Source organism: Streptomyces sp. HUAS 31, assembly GCF_028198125.1.
Taxonomy (GTDB): domain Bacteria; phylum Actinomycetota; class Actinomycetes; order Streptomycetales; family Streptomycetaceae; genus Streptomyces; species Streptomyces chartreusis.
Window position 1 is genome coordinate 6,287,303 of the sequence record NZ_CP116353.1, and the last position, 16,545, is coordinate 6,303,847.

General features: G+C 70.5%; 17 protein-coding genes. 13 read left to right on the forward strand and 4 right to left on the reverse strand.

Features of this window, described 5'->3' with window-relative positions:
* Window positions 1-106: 106 nt before the first annotated feature.
* The 5 genes from PGH47_RS28110 to PGH47_RS28130 all read left to right on the forward strand — a co-directional run bounded on the left by PGH47_RS28110 (window position 107) and on the right by PGH47_RS28130 (window position 4,061).
* On the forward strand, window positions 107-2,359 hold the full coding sequence (locus PGH47_RS28110; RefSeq protein ID WP_271665713.1) for an ATP-dependent DNA helicase UvrD2: 2,253 nt from the start codon (window positions 107-109) through the stop codon (window positions 2,357-2,359).
* Between the two features lie 165 nt (window positions 2,360-2,524).
* The gene (locus PGH47_RS28115) at window positions 2,525-2,851 is read left to right on the forward strand and encodes a hypothetical protein (RefSeq protein ID WP_271665714.1); all 327 of its coding nucleotides are present in this window, start codon (window positions 2,525-2,527) and stop codon (window positions 2,849-2,851) included.
* 175 nt (window positions 2,852-3,026) lie between these two features.
* Window positions 3,027-3,395, forward strand: a complete 369-nt coding sequence (locus PGH47_RS28120) for a WhiB family transcriptional regulator (RefSeq protein ID WP_030947035.1) — start codon at window positions 3,027-3,029, stop codon at window positions 3,393-3,395.
* Window positions 3,392-3,715, forward strand: coding sequence for a hypothetical protein (locus PGH47_RS28125; protein WP_030947031.1), 324 nt, complete (start codon window positions 3,392-3,394; stop codon window positions 3,713-3,715). Before PGH47_RS28120 ends, PGH47_RS28125 begins: the two co-directional genes overlap by 4 nt.
* Before the next feature lie 136 nt (window positions 3,716-3,851).
* Window positions 3,852-4,061 (forward strand): hypothetical protein, encoded by a 210-nt coding sequence (locus tag PGH47_RS28130; protein WP_271665715.1) that lies wholly within the window; start codon window positions 3,852-3,854, stop codon window positions 4,059-4,061.
* Window positions 4,062-4,157: 96 nt separating this feature from the next.
* On the opposite strand, the gene PGH47_RS28135 is transcribed toward PGH47_RS28130, so the two are convergent.
* Both PGH47_RS28135 and PGH47_RS28140 read right to left on the reverse strand, forming a co-directional pair.
* Complete coding sequence (locus PGH47_RS28135) at window positions 4,158-5,528, reverse strand: ABC1 kinase family protein (protein ID WP_271665716.1); 1,371 nt, start codon at window positions 5,526-5,528, stop codon at window positions 4,158-4,160.
* Window positions 5,521-6,741: a TOMM precursor leader peptide-binding protein gene (locus PGH47_RS28140; RefSeq protein ID WP_271665717.1), complete on the reverse strand. Its 1,221-nt coding sequence runs from the start codon at window positions 6,739-6,741 to the stop codon at window positions 5,521-5,523. The genes PGH47_RS28135 and PGH47_RS28140 overlap by 8 nt, the downstream gene beginning before the upstream one ends.
* Before the next feature lie 280 nt (window positions 6,742-7,021).
* On the opposite strand from PGH47_RS28140, the gene PGH47_RS28145 reads away from it, so the two are divergent.
* The 4 genes from PGH47_RS28145 to PGH47_RS28160 all read left to right on the forward strand — a co-directional run bounded on the left by PGH47_RS28145 (window position 7,022) and on the right by PGH47_RS28160 (window position 11,019).
* Window positions 7,022-7,618, forward strand: a complete 597-nt coding sequence (locus PGH47_RS28145) for a M48 metallopeptidase family protein (RefSeq protein ID WP_107903052.1) — start codon at window positions 7,022-7,024, stop codon at window positions 7,616-7,618.
* A gap of 211 nt (window positions 7,619-7,829) precedes the next feature.
* On the forward strand, window positions 7,830-9,554 hold the full coding sequence (locus PGH47_RS28150; protein WP_271665718.1) for a TerD family protein: 1,725 nt from the start codon (window positions 7,830-7,832) through the stop codon (window positions 9,552-9,554).
* Window positions 9,555-9,565: 11 nt separating this feature from the next.
* Window positions 9,566-10,246, forward strand: a complete 681-nt coding sequence (locus tag PGH47_RS28155; protein WP_030974882.1) for an AIM24 family protein — start codon at window positions 9,566-9,568, stop codon at window positions 10,244-10,246.
* A 17-nt stretch (window positions 10,247-10,263) separates the two neighbouring features.
* Window positions 10,264-11,019 carry an AIM24 family protein gene (locus tag PGH47_RS28160; protein ID WP_271665719.1) on the forward strand — a complete coding sequence of 252 codons (756 nt, stop codon included), beginning with the start codon at window positions 10,264-10,266 and terminating at the stop codon, window positions 11,017-11,019.
* Window positions 11,020-11,173: 154 nt separating this feature from the next.
* On the opposite strand, the gene PGH47_RS28165 is transcribed toward PGH47_RS28160, so the two are convergent.
* A complete protein-coding gene (locus tag PGH47_RS28165; RefSeq protein ID WP_271665720.1) occupies window positions 11,174-11,689 on the reverse strand; it encodes an NUDIX hydrolase in 516 nt (171 codons plus the stop codon).
* Complete coding sequence (locus tag PGH47_RS28170) at window positions 11,686-13,140, reverse strand: zinc-dependent metalloprotease (protein ID WP_107903044.1); 1,455 nt, start codon at window positions 13,138-13,140, stop codon at window positions 11,686-11,688. The genes PGH47_RS28165 and PGH47_RS28170 overlap by 4 nt, the downstream gene beginning before the upstream one ends.
* 192 nt (window positions 13,141-13,332) lie before the next feature.
* Here PGH47_RS28170 and PGH47_RS28175 point away from each other — a divergent pair, with 192 nt between their 5' ends.
* From PGH47_RS28175 to PGH47_RS28190, 4 genes are all read left to right on the forward strand, one after another.
* Window positions 13,333-14,454: an SDR family oxidoreductase gene (locus PGH47_RS28175; protein WP_271665721.1), complete on the forward strand. Its 1,122-nt coding sequence runs from the start codon at window positions 13,333-13,335 to the stop codon at window positions 14,452-14,454.
* A 120-nt stretch (window positions 14,455-14,574) separates the two neighbouring features.
* Window positions 14,575-15,036, forward strand: a complete 462-nt coding sequence (locus PGH47_RS28180) for a molybdenum cofactor biosynthesis protein MoaE (protein WP_269640813.1) — start codon at window positions 14,575-14,577, stop codon at window positions 15,034-15,036.
* 141 nt (window positions 15,037-15,177) lie between these two features.
* On the forward strand, window positions 15,178-15,342 hold the full coding sequence (locus PGH47_RS28185) for a hypothetical protein (protein ID WP_271665722.1): 165 nt from the start codon (window positions 15,178-15,180) through the stop codon (window positions 15,340-15,342).
* A gap of 76 nt (window positions 15,343-15,418) precedes the next feature.
* The gene (locus PGH47_RS28190; RefSeq protein ID WP_126902912.1) at window positions 15,419-16,516 is read left to right on the forward strand and encodes a YlbL family protein; all 1,098 of its coding nucleotides are present in this window, start codon (window positions 15,419-15,421) and stop codon (window positions 16,514-16,516) included.
* The last annotated feature ends 29 nt before the right edge of the window (window positions 16,517-16,545 follow it).

The following is a 16,545-nucleotide window of genomic DNA, read 5'->3' on the forward strand; positions in this document are numbered from 1 at the left end:
GCTCGGGGGAACAGGTCGTCCAGAGGGGGAACGTACGCGACCGGGCCACCATTCCCACCCGGGGTATGGCCGCCGCGTGACGCCTGCCGCATTAGTACGACTATCAATGCCTGCCTGTGGACAACCGGCACAGCCGTCTCCGGCGACCTGGCAGCATGGCCATGTGACAGCAGCAACGCACTCCACCCTCTTCCCGCAGGCACCGGACACGGCCGACGCGGTGCTCGACGGGCTCGACCCCGAGCAGCGCGAGGTCGCCACCGCCCTGCACGGACCGGTGTGCGTACTCGCGGGCGCCGGCACCGGCAAGACAAGGGCGATCACCCACCGCATCGCCTACGGGGTCCGCGCCGGCATTCTCCAGCCCTCCAGCGTGCTCGCCGTCACCTTCACCAACCGCGCCGCCGGAGAGATGCGCGGCCGGCTCCGGCAGCTTGGCGCCGCCGGGGTCCAGGCCCGTACGTTCCACTCGGCCGCCCTGCGCCAGCTCCAGTACTTCTGGCCGAAAGCGATCGGTGGCTCCATGCCCCGACTCGTCGACCGCAAGATCCAGCTCGTCGCCGACGCGGCCGCCGCCTGCCGCATCCGCCTCGACCGCAACGAGCTGCGCGACGTCACCGCCGAGATCGAGTGGTCCAAGGTCACCCAGACCGTCCCCGCCGACTACGCCCCCGCCGCCGCCAAAGCGGGCCGCGAAGCCCCCCGCGACCCGGCCGAGATCGCCCAGATCTACAACGTCTACGAGGACCTCAAGCGCGACCGCACCGTCATGGACTTCGAGGACGTCCTGCTCCTCACCGTCGCCATCCTCCAGGACCGGCACGACATCGCCGACCAGGTCCGTTCCCAGTACCAGCACTTCGTCGTCGACGAGTACCAGGACGTCAGCCCCCTCCAGCAACGCCTGCTGGAGCTGTGGCTGGGCGAGCGGGACAACCTCTGCGTGGTCGGCGACGCCAGCCAGACGATCTACTCGTTCACAGGCGCAACCCCCGACCACCTGCTCGACTTCCGCACCCGCCACCCCGGCGCCACGGTCGTCAAACTCGTCCGCGACTACCGCTCCACCCCCCAGGTCGTCCACCTCGCCAACGGCCTGCTCGCCCAGGCCAGCGGACGCGCAGCCGACCACCGCCTGGAACTGATCTCCCAGCGCGACGCCGGCCCCGAACCCGTCTACACCGAGTACACGGACGAGCCCGCCGAGGCCGAAGGCGCCGCCCGCCGCATCCGCGAGCTCATGGCCTCCGGCGTCCCGGCCAGCGAGATCGCCATCCTGTTCCGCACGAACTCCCAGTCCGAGTCCTACGAGCAGGCCCTCGCCGACGCGGGCGTCCCCTACCAGCTGCGCGGCGCCGAGCGCTTCTTCGACCGCCCCGAAGTGCGCAAGGCCGGCATCGCCCTGCGCGGCGCGGCCCGCTTCGGCGGCAACGACACCCTCCTCGACGACGCCGTCGACCTGCCCTCCCAGGTGCGTGCCGTCCTCTCGGGGGAGGGCTGGACGACCGAGCCACCAGCCGGCTCCGGCGCCGTCAGAGAGCGCTGGGAGTCACTGGCGGCCCTGGTGAACCTCGCCCAGGACTTCGCCGCCGCCAAAACCGGCGCCACACTCGCCGACCTCGTCGCGGAACTCGACGAACGCGCCAACGCCCAGCACGCCCCGACCGTCCAGGGCGTCACCCTCGCCTCTCTGCACTCGGCCAAGGGCCTGGAGTGGGACGTCGTCTTCCTGGTCGGCGTCGCCGAGGGCATGATGCCGATCACCTACGCAAAGACCGACGAGCAGGTCGAGGAGGAACGCCGCCTCCTCTACGTCGGCGTCACCCGCGCCCGCCGTCACCTCCACGTCTCCTGGGCACTCACCCGTGCCCCCGGCGGCCGCGCCAACCGCCGCCCCAGCCGCTTCCTCGACGGACTGCGCCCCGGCTCGACCGCCACCGTGGGACGCGCTGCCGCCCGCGGCTCCGGCGGTGTCGAGCGCGGATTCACCAGCAGACCCGACGCCACCCCGAGACGGACACAGCGCAGCCCTGCCCGCTGCCGCGTCTGCGGGCGCACGCTCACCGACGCCGGCGAGATGAAGCTGATGCGCTGCGAGGACTGCCCGTCCGACATGGACGAGGGCCTCTACGAACGCCTCCGCGAATGGCGGGGCGTCCAGGCACGGCTCAGCGGACAGCCCGACTTCTGCGTCTTCACGGACAAGACTCTGATGGCCATCGCCGAGACGGAGCCGACGACTCCGGATGAGCTGGCCCGCATCCCAGGAGTCCTCAAGCGCAAGCTCGACCGCTACGGAGACGATGTGCTGGCCATCTGCGCAGGCCAGGAGCTTGAGCAGGGTCCAGACGGGGAATGATGCGAACTCGTCGAAAAAATAGTTTGCGCATGCCCCAGCAATCCCCATAGGTTCTTAGCCACGGGAACGGAGGCCTTCTCGGAGGCCCCAATTCCGTGTTGTACTTGCATACCCGTCGGACTGGCTCACCCCAGTCCCCCTAGACGCCGAGAGGAGGCGAGTCCAGTGATCAGCATCAACGCCAGCTCCATCAGCAACGTCAAAATGACCGATCGCTCGGTCGTCGCTTCCCTGTGCATGCTCGGCGCCTCGGACCAGGGCACCGGTCTGTCCGGCATCCGTGCCGTCCGGCCGGCGTCCTCCGTGTCTCTCGCGGGTCTTCCCATCCGTGAGCGCAATGAGCGACCGACCAAGGCACTGGAAGCGGCAGTAGAGGCAAGGGCGCACGCCTATGCCTTTGCAGCGACCGGTGCCGGATTCCGGAAGCAGACGACGCAGCACCACCAGATGTGGGCCTTCCGTGGGCCAGAACCCTGGAGTGATCCAGCCTGACAGTCGATCAGGCCGGCGCCTTCAGGGCCGCGGAACCCCATCCGGGATCCGCGGCCCTTCTGTTTGTCCTCGAACGGGGATGACAGAGCGAAGGGGCCTCGGGACAAAGGAAAACCCGGTACCAGCCGCCACCCGGCCCAACAGGGCCGGAACGAAAAGACGAGGAAGACCAACCGTGCAACTCGAAGCGCACGCCCCGTCAGTACCGCCCTCAGAAGCGATCCCCAAGCCCGGCCCCACGGAGGACACGACCTTGACCCCGCTCACTGCGCTCACCGCGCTCGACGACGCCATCGAGAACCTCGGCGTACCCGTCCCCTGCCGTTCCTACGACCCGGAGGTCTTCTTCGCCGAGTCGCCGGCGGACGTCGAGTACGCCAAGTCCCTCTGCCGCACCTGCCCGCTGATCGAGGCCTGCCTCGCCGGCGCCAAGGAGCGGCGTGAGCCCTGGGGCGTCTGGGGAGGCGAGCTGTTCGTCCAGGGTGTTGTCGTCGCCCGGAAGCGGCCGCGTGGCCGCCCGCGCAAGAACCCGGTCACGGCATGAACACCGCAGGCACGATCGACCGTCCCCTCACGCACGACCCCCAGAAGCAGGCCCCGATGAAGCCGTCCACCAGCGAACTCGCAGGCTCCGCGCCTGAAGACTTCACCACCAGTGGCGCGAACGACTCGCGTCAGAACAGGAACCGAGAGATGCAACTCATCCAAGAAGCCCTGGCACGTGCGCATATGCACGAGCGACAGCACGAGGCCGCGCGGGAACGCCGGGCCGTGCGCCTGGCGTCCGCGCGGCGGATGCAGCGCCGTGCCGAGCGCGCCTCGCTGCGTGCCCGTCGCGCGCTCGCCATGGCGGTCATGCAGTAATCGACCCACCGCCAAGCGGTTGCCTCCCGATCAGGGAGGCGGTGAATACACCCCGCGGGGGCCGGTCCGTACGAACGGACCGGCCCCCGCGGTGCGTTGTTCCGGCAATCGGATCAGGCGGCGTTATCGTCGCCGAGTGACGAGTCCTTCCGGAGGCAGTGACAACGGCGGCTCCGCCCCAGAGCCCCAGCCCCTCGTGTGCGCCCGATGCGGCACCGAGGCCCGGTCCCCCCAGCCCACCTGGACCTGTTCCGTGGAGAACGGCAACCGACGCTACTTCTGCGACAAGTGCTCACGGGAGAACCTGAGGGCGATCGAGGGGCGGCTGGATTCGGCTTGGTGGTAGGGCGGCAGCGGCTGTTTCACCCCTGGGGGCTTCCCCTCCCCCCCGCCCCCTCCCCTCCCCCCCCGCCCTCAGTGTCTTCAAGCAGGCTGCGTCAGCTCACGCCTCCGCCGCCGAGTCCTCCTCGGTGATCGGCTCGTCCAGGACGAAGCCCGGTAGCCATTCCTCCAGTTCCTCGCGCAGTCGTACCGTCGCGCCCAGCTGGCAGAGGACGCCGATCGTGCTCAGGGTCACCCGGTGGATGAGGAGGTACGCCGGGGGGAGGTTGAGCTGTTTGCCCAGTTGGTAGGCGGGGGAGCGGGGGTCGGCCACGCGTCCGGCCTGGCTGCGCATCCAGCCGCGGGTGAAGGTGAACTCGTCGACCTGGGCCGGTTCGATGATCGGCAGCAGGTAGTCCAGGACGGCGTCCGGCTCCAGGGCGATGGACTCCTTGACGAAGCCCTCCTCGCGGAGAAGCTCGTAGACCGCTTCCGCGTCGCCGTCCAGCGTCATGCGCAGGGAGTCGCCGATGGGCGTCGGCAGGCCGCCGGGGAGACGGTCGACCGTGCCGAAGTCCAGGACGCCCAGCCGCCACTCGCCCTTGCCGTCCGGGTCGCCCGGCAGGAGGCGGAAGTTCCCGGGGTGCGGGTCGGCGTGCAGCAGACCTGTGCGGGCCGGGCCGGAGAACAGGAAGCGGGCCAGGAGCTGGCCGGCGCGGTTGCGCTGCTCCTCGGTGCCGTCGGAGATCACCTCCGAGAGCGGGATGCCGTCGATCCACTCGGTGATCAGGACCTGCTCGCACTGATGGACCACGGCGGGGACGACGACGTCCGGATCGTCGGCGAACTCGTCCGCGTGGGCCTGCTGGGCCTGTGCCTCCAGGCCGTAGTCCAGCTCTTCCGAGACTCGGTCCTTGAGCTCGGCGATCAGTGGCTTGATGTCCATGCCGGGGATCAGCGGGCCCAGGAGCCGGGCGAAGCGGCTCAACTGGTTCAGGTCGGAGAGCAGGGCCTCGCCGGCTCCCGGGTACTGCACCTTCACCGCCACCTCGCGGCCGTCGTGCCACACCCCGCGATGCACCTGGCCGATCGAGGCGGCCGCGGCCGGCTTGTCCTCGAATTCCTCGAACAGGTCCTGCCAGTCCTCGCCGAGCCGCTCGGCCAGCACAGAGTGCACGGTGCGCGTCGGCATCGGAGGCGCCGCCTCCTGGAGCTTGGTGAGCGCCGCGCGATACGGGCCGGCGATCTCCTCGGGCAGCGCCGATTCGAAGACGGACAGGGCCTGGCCGAACTTCATCGCGCCGCCCTTGAGCTCGCCGAGCACCTTGAACATCTGCTCCGCGGTGCGCTGCTGCAGCTCGCGGCCGACGAGCTCTGCGGATTCGCCGACGATCCGCTTGCCGAGTCCCCAGGTGGCCCGTCCGGCGAAGCCGAGCGGGAGCGCGGCGAGCTTGGCGGTGCGGGTGACCGCCTTGCGGGGAAGATCAGACATGCGCCCTCCAGGTCCCAGCCAGCCGCTCCGCGTCTGCCCTACGGCGTAACTCCTTCGACGGCCGCTGCTCCGCCATTGTCTCGTGCCGCCCCGCCTCCTCGGAGGGGTGTTCTCCCTCACCTTTCTCCGTGGCGCCGCACGAGCATGCCGGATGCGCCCACACCGGACGGGCGTGCCAGGTCAGACCGGGTAGTGACACTTCCCAGCGTGCACCCGCGCTGGACGGAACCCGGCCGTCCAGAAACGTCAGGGCGTGCGCGGCGGCCAGACCGGCGACCGTAGTGGCCAAAGTGAGGTCGCAAGGTCGCACCTCACGTGCCCTTCTCGAACCCGAGCGCCACTGCGCGACCAGCCGGGGCCACGCAGGGTCCCGATCCGTGCGCCCTTCGTTGAGACAGCCGGCGCAGCCGGTCTCGCCGGGCAGTACGAGCGGGCCGACCACACCGGTTGCCTCCACGACACCGGCGTACAGATGGGGCGTACCGGAGGCGACGAGGGGTTCGGCGGCGGAAGGGGAGGGGGCGTGCACGGCGACGTCGTCCCGGGGCGCGATGATCACCAGGGAGTGGCCGGTGGTCTCCTCTCCCGGGGGCGAGTGGGGACCGCGGCGTGGTGGGCGGTCCGGTGCGCAGCGGCGGGCGGTGCGTCGCGCGGCCTCGTCCCTGCGGTCGCCGACCGTCTCCGCGGGGAGGCCGCCCGGCGCCACGTCCCAGGGCTCGACGCGGCCGACGTCGCGCACGTCGACCTCGCCCACCCCGGCTGCCGACAGCAGTGAGGCGATCATCGAGCCCACCCGGCCGGCGCCCCGTACCTGCACGCGCAGTGAGCGGCGCGCGGTCAGGCGGTTCATCGCCTCACCCGGTTCGGATGTGGTCAGGGACAGTGAGGCCAGATCGGGACGCAGGCGGTCCAGTACCTCTTTCTTGCGGCGAAGGGTGTCGCCGGCCGGGCCGCCGCCCTTCGCGTCGTCGAGCAGTCCGGCGCCTGCCAGGCGTCGCACCAGACCGTCGACATGGCCGTCCGGCAGGTCCATGCGGCGGCCTTCCTCGCGCAACAGCTCCAGCCCGCGCGTGCCGTTGAGCAGATCGAGAAAGCTGCCCGTCGCGGTGTCCATCGGACCCAGCGTCAGGGCATGTGCCGGAGTCATCCCGAATTGCACGGTGTTGAGATCGCGCCAGCCCCGCCTGAGGGACGGCTTCACCAATGGAGCCACCGCCGACCTCGACTGCTCCGTCGAAATGCCTGAATTGGTCGAATCCGTAGCGTGCATGAACCGGCCCCCGTAGCCAATTTGGAACATCCCCGTGCGCGCCGAAGAAGCTCGGTCACGGCTTCCCCGACGCCTGTCAGCATGCCCCGATACGGCGATCGGCGCCGAAAGTTGTCCACAGGCAGTGGATATTCGTCGTACAAATCAAACGCATGGTGGGGGATCGGGATCGAACCGTCCCGGAGTCGGGACTTCCCCTATGCGCAACGGGTAACGTCGGGGCGTGTCCGCCGACCCACTGCACCGCGCCGGAACACCACAGCGCAGCACGACGAGCCCGCCGCCGAGCGGCTCGGGGGCGAACGCGATCGAGGTCCGCAGGAGCGCCCGGCGTCGCCGGACGGTCTCGGCGTACCGCGAGGGCGATCGCACCGTCGTGCTCATCCCTGCCCGGATGTCCGAGGCCGAGGAACAGCGCTGGGTGAACGTCATGCTGGACAAGCTGGCCGCCCAGGAGAGCAAACGGGTCATCGGCGACGCGGAGCTGGCGGAGCGTGCCGAGCGATTGTCGGGCCAGTACCTGGAGGGCCGAGCGCGGCCCAACTCGGTGCGCTGGGTCACCAACCAGAACACCCGCTGGGGTTCGTGCACCCCGGCCGAGGGCAGCATCCGGCTTTCGCACCGGTTGCAGGGCATGCCCGAATACGTCGTCGACTACGTCCTCCTGCACGAACTCGCGCACCTCCTGGTGCCCGGCCACGGGCCCCGCTTCTGGCAGCTGCTGGAGGCGTATCCCCGCACCGAGCGGGCGAAGGGCTACCTGGAAGGCGTGGTCGCCGCCGAGCGGTTGCCCCATCTGCCCGGCGCGCGCGGCGAATAGGACCCGGGTCCCGCCGCGGCGCCGCTCCGTTCTCCGAAGGAGCCCGTGAGGCAGCCCATGGGGCAGGCCGGAAGGCTGCCCGCGAGTGGTGCTTCCGGTTCGGCCGGGCGCGGGTTGTGTACCGGGTCTGTACCGGCTTCGTCCGATGTCCGAGTTTGCCGTTAGCCTGGCGCGACGCACTTACATTCGGGATGGGGGACGGTCGTTACGCATGGCCAGGGAATTCCAACGCGGCCACAAGGCCAAGATCAGTGACCTCACCGCGGGCACGGATCTGTACGTAGGGGTACAGATCGCCGCCCCAGGGCTGAGCTTCGACATCAGCTGCTTCGGTCTCGACGCCGACGAACGGCTCTCGGACGACCGCTATTTCGTCTTCTTCAACCAACCGAAGTCCCCCGAGGAGTCCATCCAGCTCCTCGGCACCCAGGCCGGTGACACGGAGTCCTTCCGGGTCACGCTCGACAGGATCCCCCCGCAGATCCAGAAGCTGTCCTTCACGGCGACGATCGACGGCGCCGGACAGATGTCGCAGATCAGCCCCGGATACATCCGCATCGTCGCAGGTGGCGAGGAGGTGGCCCGGTACGCCTTCAACGGCTCGGAGTTCACCACCGAACGCGCCGTGATGCTGGGCGACTTCTACCTGAAGGACGTCTGGCGGTTCGCCGCCGTCGGCCAGGGCTTCGACGGCGGTCTCGAGGCGCTGCTGAAGAACTTCGGCGGCGAGGTCGCCGAGGAAGAGGCGCCCGCCGCCCCGCAGCAGCCCCAGGCCGGTGCGAATCCCAGCTTCGCCCCGCCCGCCCAGGCCGCCGCGCCGCCCGCGTTCGGTGCCCCGGCAGGAGCTCCCGCCCCGGCCCCGCAGCCGGCCCCTCCGGCGCCCGCGCCTGCCCCGGCCGGACAGGGATTCGCGCCCCCGCCGGGATCCACCCCGCCGCCGCCGAGCCCGGCGCCCTCGGTGCACGCGCAGCCGACCATCATCGCGCCCATGACGCCGCCCGGAGGCACCCCGCCGCCGCCCGCCCCGGCGCCCGCGCCCTACGGCCAGCCGGGACAGCAGCCCTACGGCCAGCCCTCGGCGCCGCCGCCTCCCGGCTACGGCTACCCCCAGGCACCCGCGGCACCTCAGGCGCCGCAGGCCCCGGCCCCGCCGCCCGGTTACGGCCAGCCGACCCCGCCTCCCGGCTACGGCCAGCAGCCCCCCTACGGGCAGGTCCCGGGCCAGCCGGCGCCCTACGGAGCCCCCCAGGGCGCCCCGCAAGGCGCGCCCCAGGGTCCCGGTGTGGCCGCCGCTCTCCAGCAGTTCAAGGAGACGCCGACCGGTCAGCGCTGGACGCAGCAGAACAAGAAGATGGTCCGCGTCGACCTCGGCATGGGCGGCCAGCCGGTGCTCGCCCGCCAGGGCAGCATGGTCCTCTACCAGGGCAAGGTCGACTTCAGCTACAAGGGCGCCGGATTCGCCGGCCGGATCGTGGGCAACGCCACCGGCCAGGAGATGCAGCTGATGCGCTGCACCGGCCAGGGCCAGGTCTTCCTCGCCGAGAACAACTCGATGGTGCACCCCATCGAGCTCCAGGGCGACGGCATCTGCGTCTCCGCCGAGAACGTCCTCGCCTTCGACGAGAGCCTCCAGTACGAGGTCCGCCGCATCGAGGGGCACGGCATCCCCGGTGGCGCGCTGTTCACGATGCAGTTCACGGGCACCGGCACCATCGTCGTCAAGACGCACGGCACGCCCGTGGTGCTGCCGGTGACGCCCACGACGTTCGCCGACTGCAACGCCGTGGTCGCCTGGTCGTCCGCCGCCCAGGTGGTCGTCTCCAGCCAGGTCCGCATGCGCCGCAACGCCTACCCCGGCGACACCGGAGAGAGCGTCAACCTCCAGTTCCGGGCCGCTCCCGGCAACTTCATCGTCGTCCAGCCGTACGAGATCTGAGGGAGCCCGTCATGAACCAGCCACTCGCGGGCTACGCCCCCGCACCTGTCACCGCCCGCATGGAGAACCACGGCAACCACATGCTGAAGGTCGCCATGCAGACCGGGAACGACCTCCTCGCGCGCGTGGGCTCGATGGTCGCCTACGAAGGGTTCGTCCAGTACGAGCCCAACCCGCCGGCCGTCCGTCAGATCGCCAAGGACTGGATGACCGGCGAGGGCGCGCCCCTGATGAAGTGCTCCGGCGACGGACTGCTCTACCTCGCCGACTACGGCGCCAACGTCGTCGTGATCAACCTCAACGGCGACGGCATCTCCGTCAACGCCACCAACCTGCTCGCCTTCGACGCGCATCTGACGTGGGGCGTCGAGCGGGTCAAGGGCCTGGCGAAGTTCGCCGGGCAGGGCCTGTGGAACACCAAGATCTCCGGGCAGGGCTGGGTCGCGCTGACCTCCCGGGGCAAGCCGATCGTCGTCGACTGCGGCGGCGGCGAGGACGAGACGTACGTCGACCCGGACGCGCTCGTCGCCTGGTCCCCGAACCTCAAGGTGAAGGGCAAGCGCAGCTTCAAGGCGCAGTCGCTCATCGGCAGGGGCAGCGGCGAGGCCTACCAGATGGCCTTCTCCGGCCAGGGCATCGTCGTCGTACAGCCCAGCGAGGACAGCACCGACCGCCTCCGGGTCCGGGGCTGAGGGGGAGCAAGGAAGCCATGCAGAGCCCGATTTTCGCCTACAACGACCAGCAGACCCAGGACCGCTGGAGCCTGCAGAACAAGCAGATGCTCCGCGTCGGCCTGGAGGGACACGACGACATCCTCGCCCGCAAGGGCACGATGGTCGCCTACCAGGGACTCGTCGAGTTCGACGCCGAGTACCAGAGCAACCAGCAGGGACGCGCGCGTGCGCACACCGGTGAGGGCCTGGACCTCATGCGCTGTCACGGACAGGGCACGGTCTACCTCGCCAACCTCAAGCAGCACGTCCATGTCATGGACGTCGAAGGGGACGGGCTGACCGTCGACAGCAGCTACGTGCTGGCGATGGACTCCTCGCTGCACCACGAGGTCATCGCCGTGGACAGCCTCTACGGCATCTCCGGCTCGGGTAAGTACCAGCTCAACATCACCGGCCGGGGCAAGGTCGCCCTCATGACCTCCGGCATGCCGCTGCTGATGCAGGTGACGCCCGACAAGTACGTGAACTGCGACGCCGACGCGATCGTCGCGTGGTCCACCGCGCTGCGGGTGCAGATGCAGGCCCAGACGCACTCCTCCGGGGTGTGGCGGCGCCGCGGCAGCACCGGCGAGGGCTGGGAGCTCAGCTTCATGGGCGCCGGCTTCGCGCTGGTCCAGCCGAGCGAACTGCTGCCTCCGCAGAACGCCCAGATCGGCTCGGGCCTCGCAGCCCAGTACGGCATGGGGCAGCAGGGAGCGCGGGGTCAGAACCAGGGCAACGTCTGGAGCTGATCGCTCCGCGGGGTTGGGCCGAGAGGTTCGGGAGCTGCGCGTCTTTGGGCGCGCGTCGTGTGTGGCTGGTCGCGCAGTTCCCCGCGCCCCTTGCGGGGCGCGACCGGCGGCCTGTGCTGAGGGGCGACCGCCTGCATCGGTCGCCCCTGCGCTTTCACAGGCGGGCGCGGGTCGCTTCCATCAGCCGCAGGACCGACTCGTCCGCCACGTCCGCCACCTCGTCGTAGGCGAACCAGCGCAGGTCCAGCGACTCGTCGCTGATCGCCTCCACGGCGCCGGCCGGGGCGAGCGCCGCATACTGGACGTCGAGGTGCCAGGCGCACGGCGTGTGATGGCGGTCCAGGCGGACCGGGCCGCCCGGCAGCAGGGACAGCCCCGCGACGCCGGACTCCTCGGCGGCCTCGCGCAGGGCGGCCGCCGCCAGCGTCTCGTCGGCCGGTTCGCAGTGGCCGCCCATCTGCAGCCACATGCGCAGCTTCTTGTGGAGGGTGAGCAGCACCCGCCCGCGTGAGGGGTCGATCACCAGCGCGCTCGCCGTGATGTGCCCGTCGCCGCAGGCCTTCCACATACCGTCCGGGTGCGTCTCCAGATGCTCCAGATACGTCCGGCGCAGCTCTTCCTGGTCCTCGTACTCCTTCAGCACGAGGACCGCGTCGTCGTACAGGCTCACTCGGTGCCGTCGCCCTTTGCGTCGCCGCCCTCGGAGTCGTCTTCCTTCTTCAGGTTCGGCTTCTCGCCGCCGCCGCTCGCGGCCTCGCCGAGCATCTTGTCCAGCTCGGAGAAGTCGAGGTGCTCGCGGTGCACGAAACCGTCCGGGTCGTCCAGGTCACCGGCCGTCGGCAGCATGTCCGGGTGCGCCCACAGGGCGTCACGGCCGTCGACACCGCGTGCGTCCGTGAGCGAGGCCCACAGGCGGGAGGCGTCACGCAGGCGCCGCGGACGCAGCTCCAGACCGATCAGCGTGGCGAACGTCTGCTCGGCCGGGCCGCCCGAGGCACGCCGTCGGCGCAGCGTCTCACGCAGCGCGTCTGCGGACGACAGACGGGGCTTGGCGGCGGCGTGGACCACCGCGTCGACCCAGCCCTCGACGAGCGCCAGAGCCGTCTCCAGACGGGCCAGGGCCGCCTTCTGCTCCGGGGTGTCCTCCGGCTGGAACATGCCCTGCTGGAGAGCGTCCTGAAGCTGCTCGGGGTTCTGCGGGTCGAACTGGCCGACCACGTCCTCGAGCTTGGCGGTGTCGACCTTGATCCCGCGCGCGTAGCCGTCGACGGCGCCGAACAGGTGCGAGCGCAGCCACGGCACGTGCGCGAAGAGGCGCTGGTGGGCGGCCTCGCGCAGGGCGAGATACAGCCGCACCTCCTCCTTCGGCACGCCCAGATCCTTGCCGAACGTCTCGATGTTCACCGGCAGCAGCGCGGCCTTGCCGGCCGGGCCGAGCGGCAGGCCGATGTCGGTGGACCCGACGACCTCGCCCGCGAGCACGCCGACGGCCTGCCCGATCTGCGTGCCGAACATGGCGCCGCCCATCGAACGCATCATGCCGATCAGCGGGCCCGCCATGGCCTGCATCTCCTCCGGCAGGACGTCGCCCATCGCGGTGCCGACGCGCTCCGCGACCGGGTCGACGAGCTCCTGCCACGCGGGCAGAGTCGCCTCGACCCACTCCGCGCGGCTCCACGCGACGGCGGTGTTCGCGCCGGACGGCAGGGACGTCGCGTCGTCCAGCCACAGGTCCGCCAGGCGTACGGCCTCCTGGACGGCGGTGCGCTCGGAGGCGCCCACGCTCGCGTCCTTGGTGCCGTCCGCGGTGCCCTGGGAGACCGTCTGGCGGGCGATCTGCTTGGCCATGTCCCAGTTCACCGGGCCGCCCTCGTACGAGAGCATCTGCCCGAGCTGCTGGAACGCGGCCCCGAGGTCGGTGGGGTTCAGCGAGCCGAACATGGCAGCGAACGGATTGTCCGCGCCAGGGCTGCCAAAGCCCCCGGCACCCGGCAGCCCGCCGAAACCGAACGGGTTGGCCGGTCCCTGACCACCACCGCTCTGCTGGTCCTTCTTCTTGCCCTCGTCGCCGTCTTCCGGCTCCTCCGGCGGAAGGCCGAATCCGAATGGGGTGTCACTCACGGGATTCCTCGGCTGTTAAGGCCACCGGCTGGCGCCGGCGGCACGACTGCCTGATAACACCACCCAGCGTAGACACCGCGAGCCGATCGGGCCTCGGTGCTTCGCCGACTCTCGGCCTGCGGCAGGATGGATGCCACCTGGTACGTACGCGTCACTCGCGTTCGTACTAAAGACAACCGCTGGAGACGCCCGGTGAGTTCCCCTGATCCGCAGGTTCGCGCAGCGCGAAACGAGTCAACCCCGCACGCCGCGCGCGGCGTGCGCGGACCCGTCGTCGCGGTGACCGGTGCCGCGTCCGGGATCGGCGCGCTGCTCACCGAGCGGCTGGTCGCGTCCGACGAGGTCAAGCAGGTCATCGCCATCGACGAGCGGCGCGGCGACTGCGCCGCGGCGCAGTGGCACATCCTGGACGTACGGGACCCCGCCATCGCCGAGAAGCTGCGGGGCGCAGACGTGGTCGTGCACCTGGCGCTCGACCTGGATCTGGAGACGGATTCGGCCGCGCGGACGGCATACAACGTTCGGGGGACGCAGACCGTCCTGACGGCCGCCGCGGCGGCCGGCGTCCACCGGGTGGTGCTGTGCACCTCGGCGATGGTCTACGGAGCGCTCGACGACAACGAGCTGCCGCTGTCCGAGGACGCCGAACTGCGGGCCACGGCCGAGGCCACCGGCGTCGGGGACCTCCTGGAGATCGAGCGACTCGCGCGCCGGGCCCCCAGGGCGCACCCGGGACTCAATGTCACAGTCGTGCGCCCCGCCGTGCTCGTGGGCGGCACCGACACCGCGCTGACCAGGTACTTCGAGTCGCCCCGGCTGCTCGTCGTCGCCGGATCCCGGCCCGCCTGGCAGTTCTGCCACGTCGAGGACCTGTGCAGTGCGCTCGAGTACGCCGTCCTGGAGAAGGTCGAGGGGGAACTCGCCGTCGGATGCGACGGCTGGCTGGAGCAGGAGGAGGTCGAGGAGCTCAGCGGGATCCGCCGGATGGAGCTGCCCTCCGCGGTCGCGCTCGGAGCGGCGGCCCGCCTGCACCGCATCGGACTGACCCCCTCCCCGGCCGGGGACCTGGCCTACACGATGTATCCGTGGGTGGTCAGCGGCAGCCGGCTGCACGACGCCGGGTGGCGGCCGCAGTGGACCAACGAGGAAGTCCTCGCGGAGCTGCTGGAAGAGGTCTCCGGCAGGCGCACGGTCGCCGGGCGGCGGCTCGGCCGCAAGGACGCCACAGCGGCCGGCGCGGCGGGCGCGACGGTGGCCCTGCTGGGCGCGGCGGCGGTCGTACGGCGGGCGCGGAAGGCCAGGCGGCGGATCTGATCGCGGGCCCGCACCACCGCATGGAGCGGGCCGAGCTGTAGGAGGCTCCAAAGCCGCACGCGCGGGTGCCGGGCGATAACGCTATTCCCCGTCCTCACGCGCGTGGGGCACGATGGGGCCATGGCACCTACCAACGATCACCCCGGTGAGCAGGGCGCTCAGGATCCCGTCAAGCTCATCGCCATTCGTGAGACGGCCCTCTCCCTGGACGAGGTCTTCCGTGCCGTCGGGGACGACGCCGCCGGTGGGACCGCGCTCTTCGTGGGCACCGTGCGCAACCACGACGGCGGTGCCGACGTCGACGAGCTCGGGTACTCGTGCCATCCCAGCGCCGAGGCCGAGATGCGGCGGATCGCCGAGAAGGTCGTCGCCGAGTACCCGGTGCGGGCGCTCGCCGCGGTCCACCGGGTCGGTGACCTCGGGGTCGGCGATCTCGCGGTCGTCGTCGCCGTCTCCTGCCCCCATCGCGGCGAGGCCTTCGAGGCGTGCCGCAAGCTGATCGACGACCTCAAGCACGAGGTGCCGATCTGGAAGCACCAGAAGTTCTCGGACGGCACGGAGGAGTGGGTCGGCGCCTGCTGAGGGACCCCTCCCGAGCACCCGCCGGCCCCGTCCACCCCACTCGGCTTGCGTAACCGCACCCCTGGCGTGAGCGTTGTCAGTGCCAGTGGTTAATCTGCTGATCAGTCAGTTGCGGTCACTCATTGGGGATGGGAGGACGGCATGGCGGCACTCGCCTGGTTGCTGATTCCGCTCGTGGTTGCGGTCATCGCCGGCCTGTGGGGCAGTTGGGCCAATCGGACCCGCAAGGCGCGGGGCGACGGCCCCGAGCTGGACGGTTACGCCCGCTTTCGCGCGGCCATGGAGAAGCCCTCGCCCCGCGCATGATCGCCGGCGCATGATCACGGAGTCGGGTTCGCGGCCCTGACGGGGCTCTGACAGGACTGTCACGTACTGTCTTGGCATGCCACGCCGCACCGCGACGATGCTCGCCTCCACTCTGATGCTGATCGCGCTCCTGTGCGCGGGAGTGTTCATTCCCGTGCCGTACGCGGAGATGTCCCCGGGGCCGACCGTCAACACCCTCGGCGATCACGACGGTGAGCCGGTGCTTCAGATCTCAGGGCGCAAGACGTACCCGACGAGCGGTCACCTCAACATGACCACCGTCCGGGTCACCAGCGCCGACTACAAGATGAACCTGGTCGAGGCGGTCTACGGCTGGCTTGCGCACGACAACAAGGTCGTGCCGCACGACACCCTCTACCCGGACGGCAAGACCGAGGAGCAGTCCACCCAGGAGAACGCCGAGGAGTTCAGCCAGTCCCAGGAGAGCGCCAAGGTCGCCGCCCTGAAGGCGCTGGACATCCCCGTGCAGAGCTGGGTGATCGTCTCGACCGTCGTCAAGGGCACCCCGGCCGAGGGCAAGCTGCACGCCGGTGACGTGATCAAGGCCGTCGACGGTACGACCGTCAAGGAGCCCGGGGACGTCGCCGAGCTGGTGACCAAGCACAAGCCCGGTCAGGACGTCGTCTTCACGATCGTGCCGGCCAAGGAGCAGGCCGCCGCGGAGAAGGAGCGCCGGACGCCGACGAAGACCGAGAAGATCACCATCAGGACCGCCGAGTCCACCGACACCGGCGACAAGCGCGCCATCGTCGGGATCTCCGCCGGGACCGACCACACCTTCCCGTTCAGCATCGACATCAAGCTCGCCGACGTCGGCGGCCCCAGCGCGGGCCTGATGTTCTCGCTCGGCCTCTACGACAAGCTCACCCCGGGCAGCCTCACCGGCGGCAAGTTCGTCGCCGGCACCGGCACCATCGACGACGCCGGCAAGGTCGGCCCCATCGGCGGCATCGAGATGAAGACCATCGCCGCGCGCGAGAAGGGCGCCCAGTACTTCCTGACGCCCGCCGACAACTGCGCGACCGCCTCCAGGGACGTCCCGGGCGGGCTCACCCTCGTCAAGGTCGACACCATCGACGACGCCCTCGGCGCCCTGAACGACATCCGTTCCGGAGACACCGCCGACCTGCCGAAGTGCACGACGAAGAGCTGAGCGACAGGCATCCGTACGACGACGGGGGC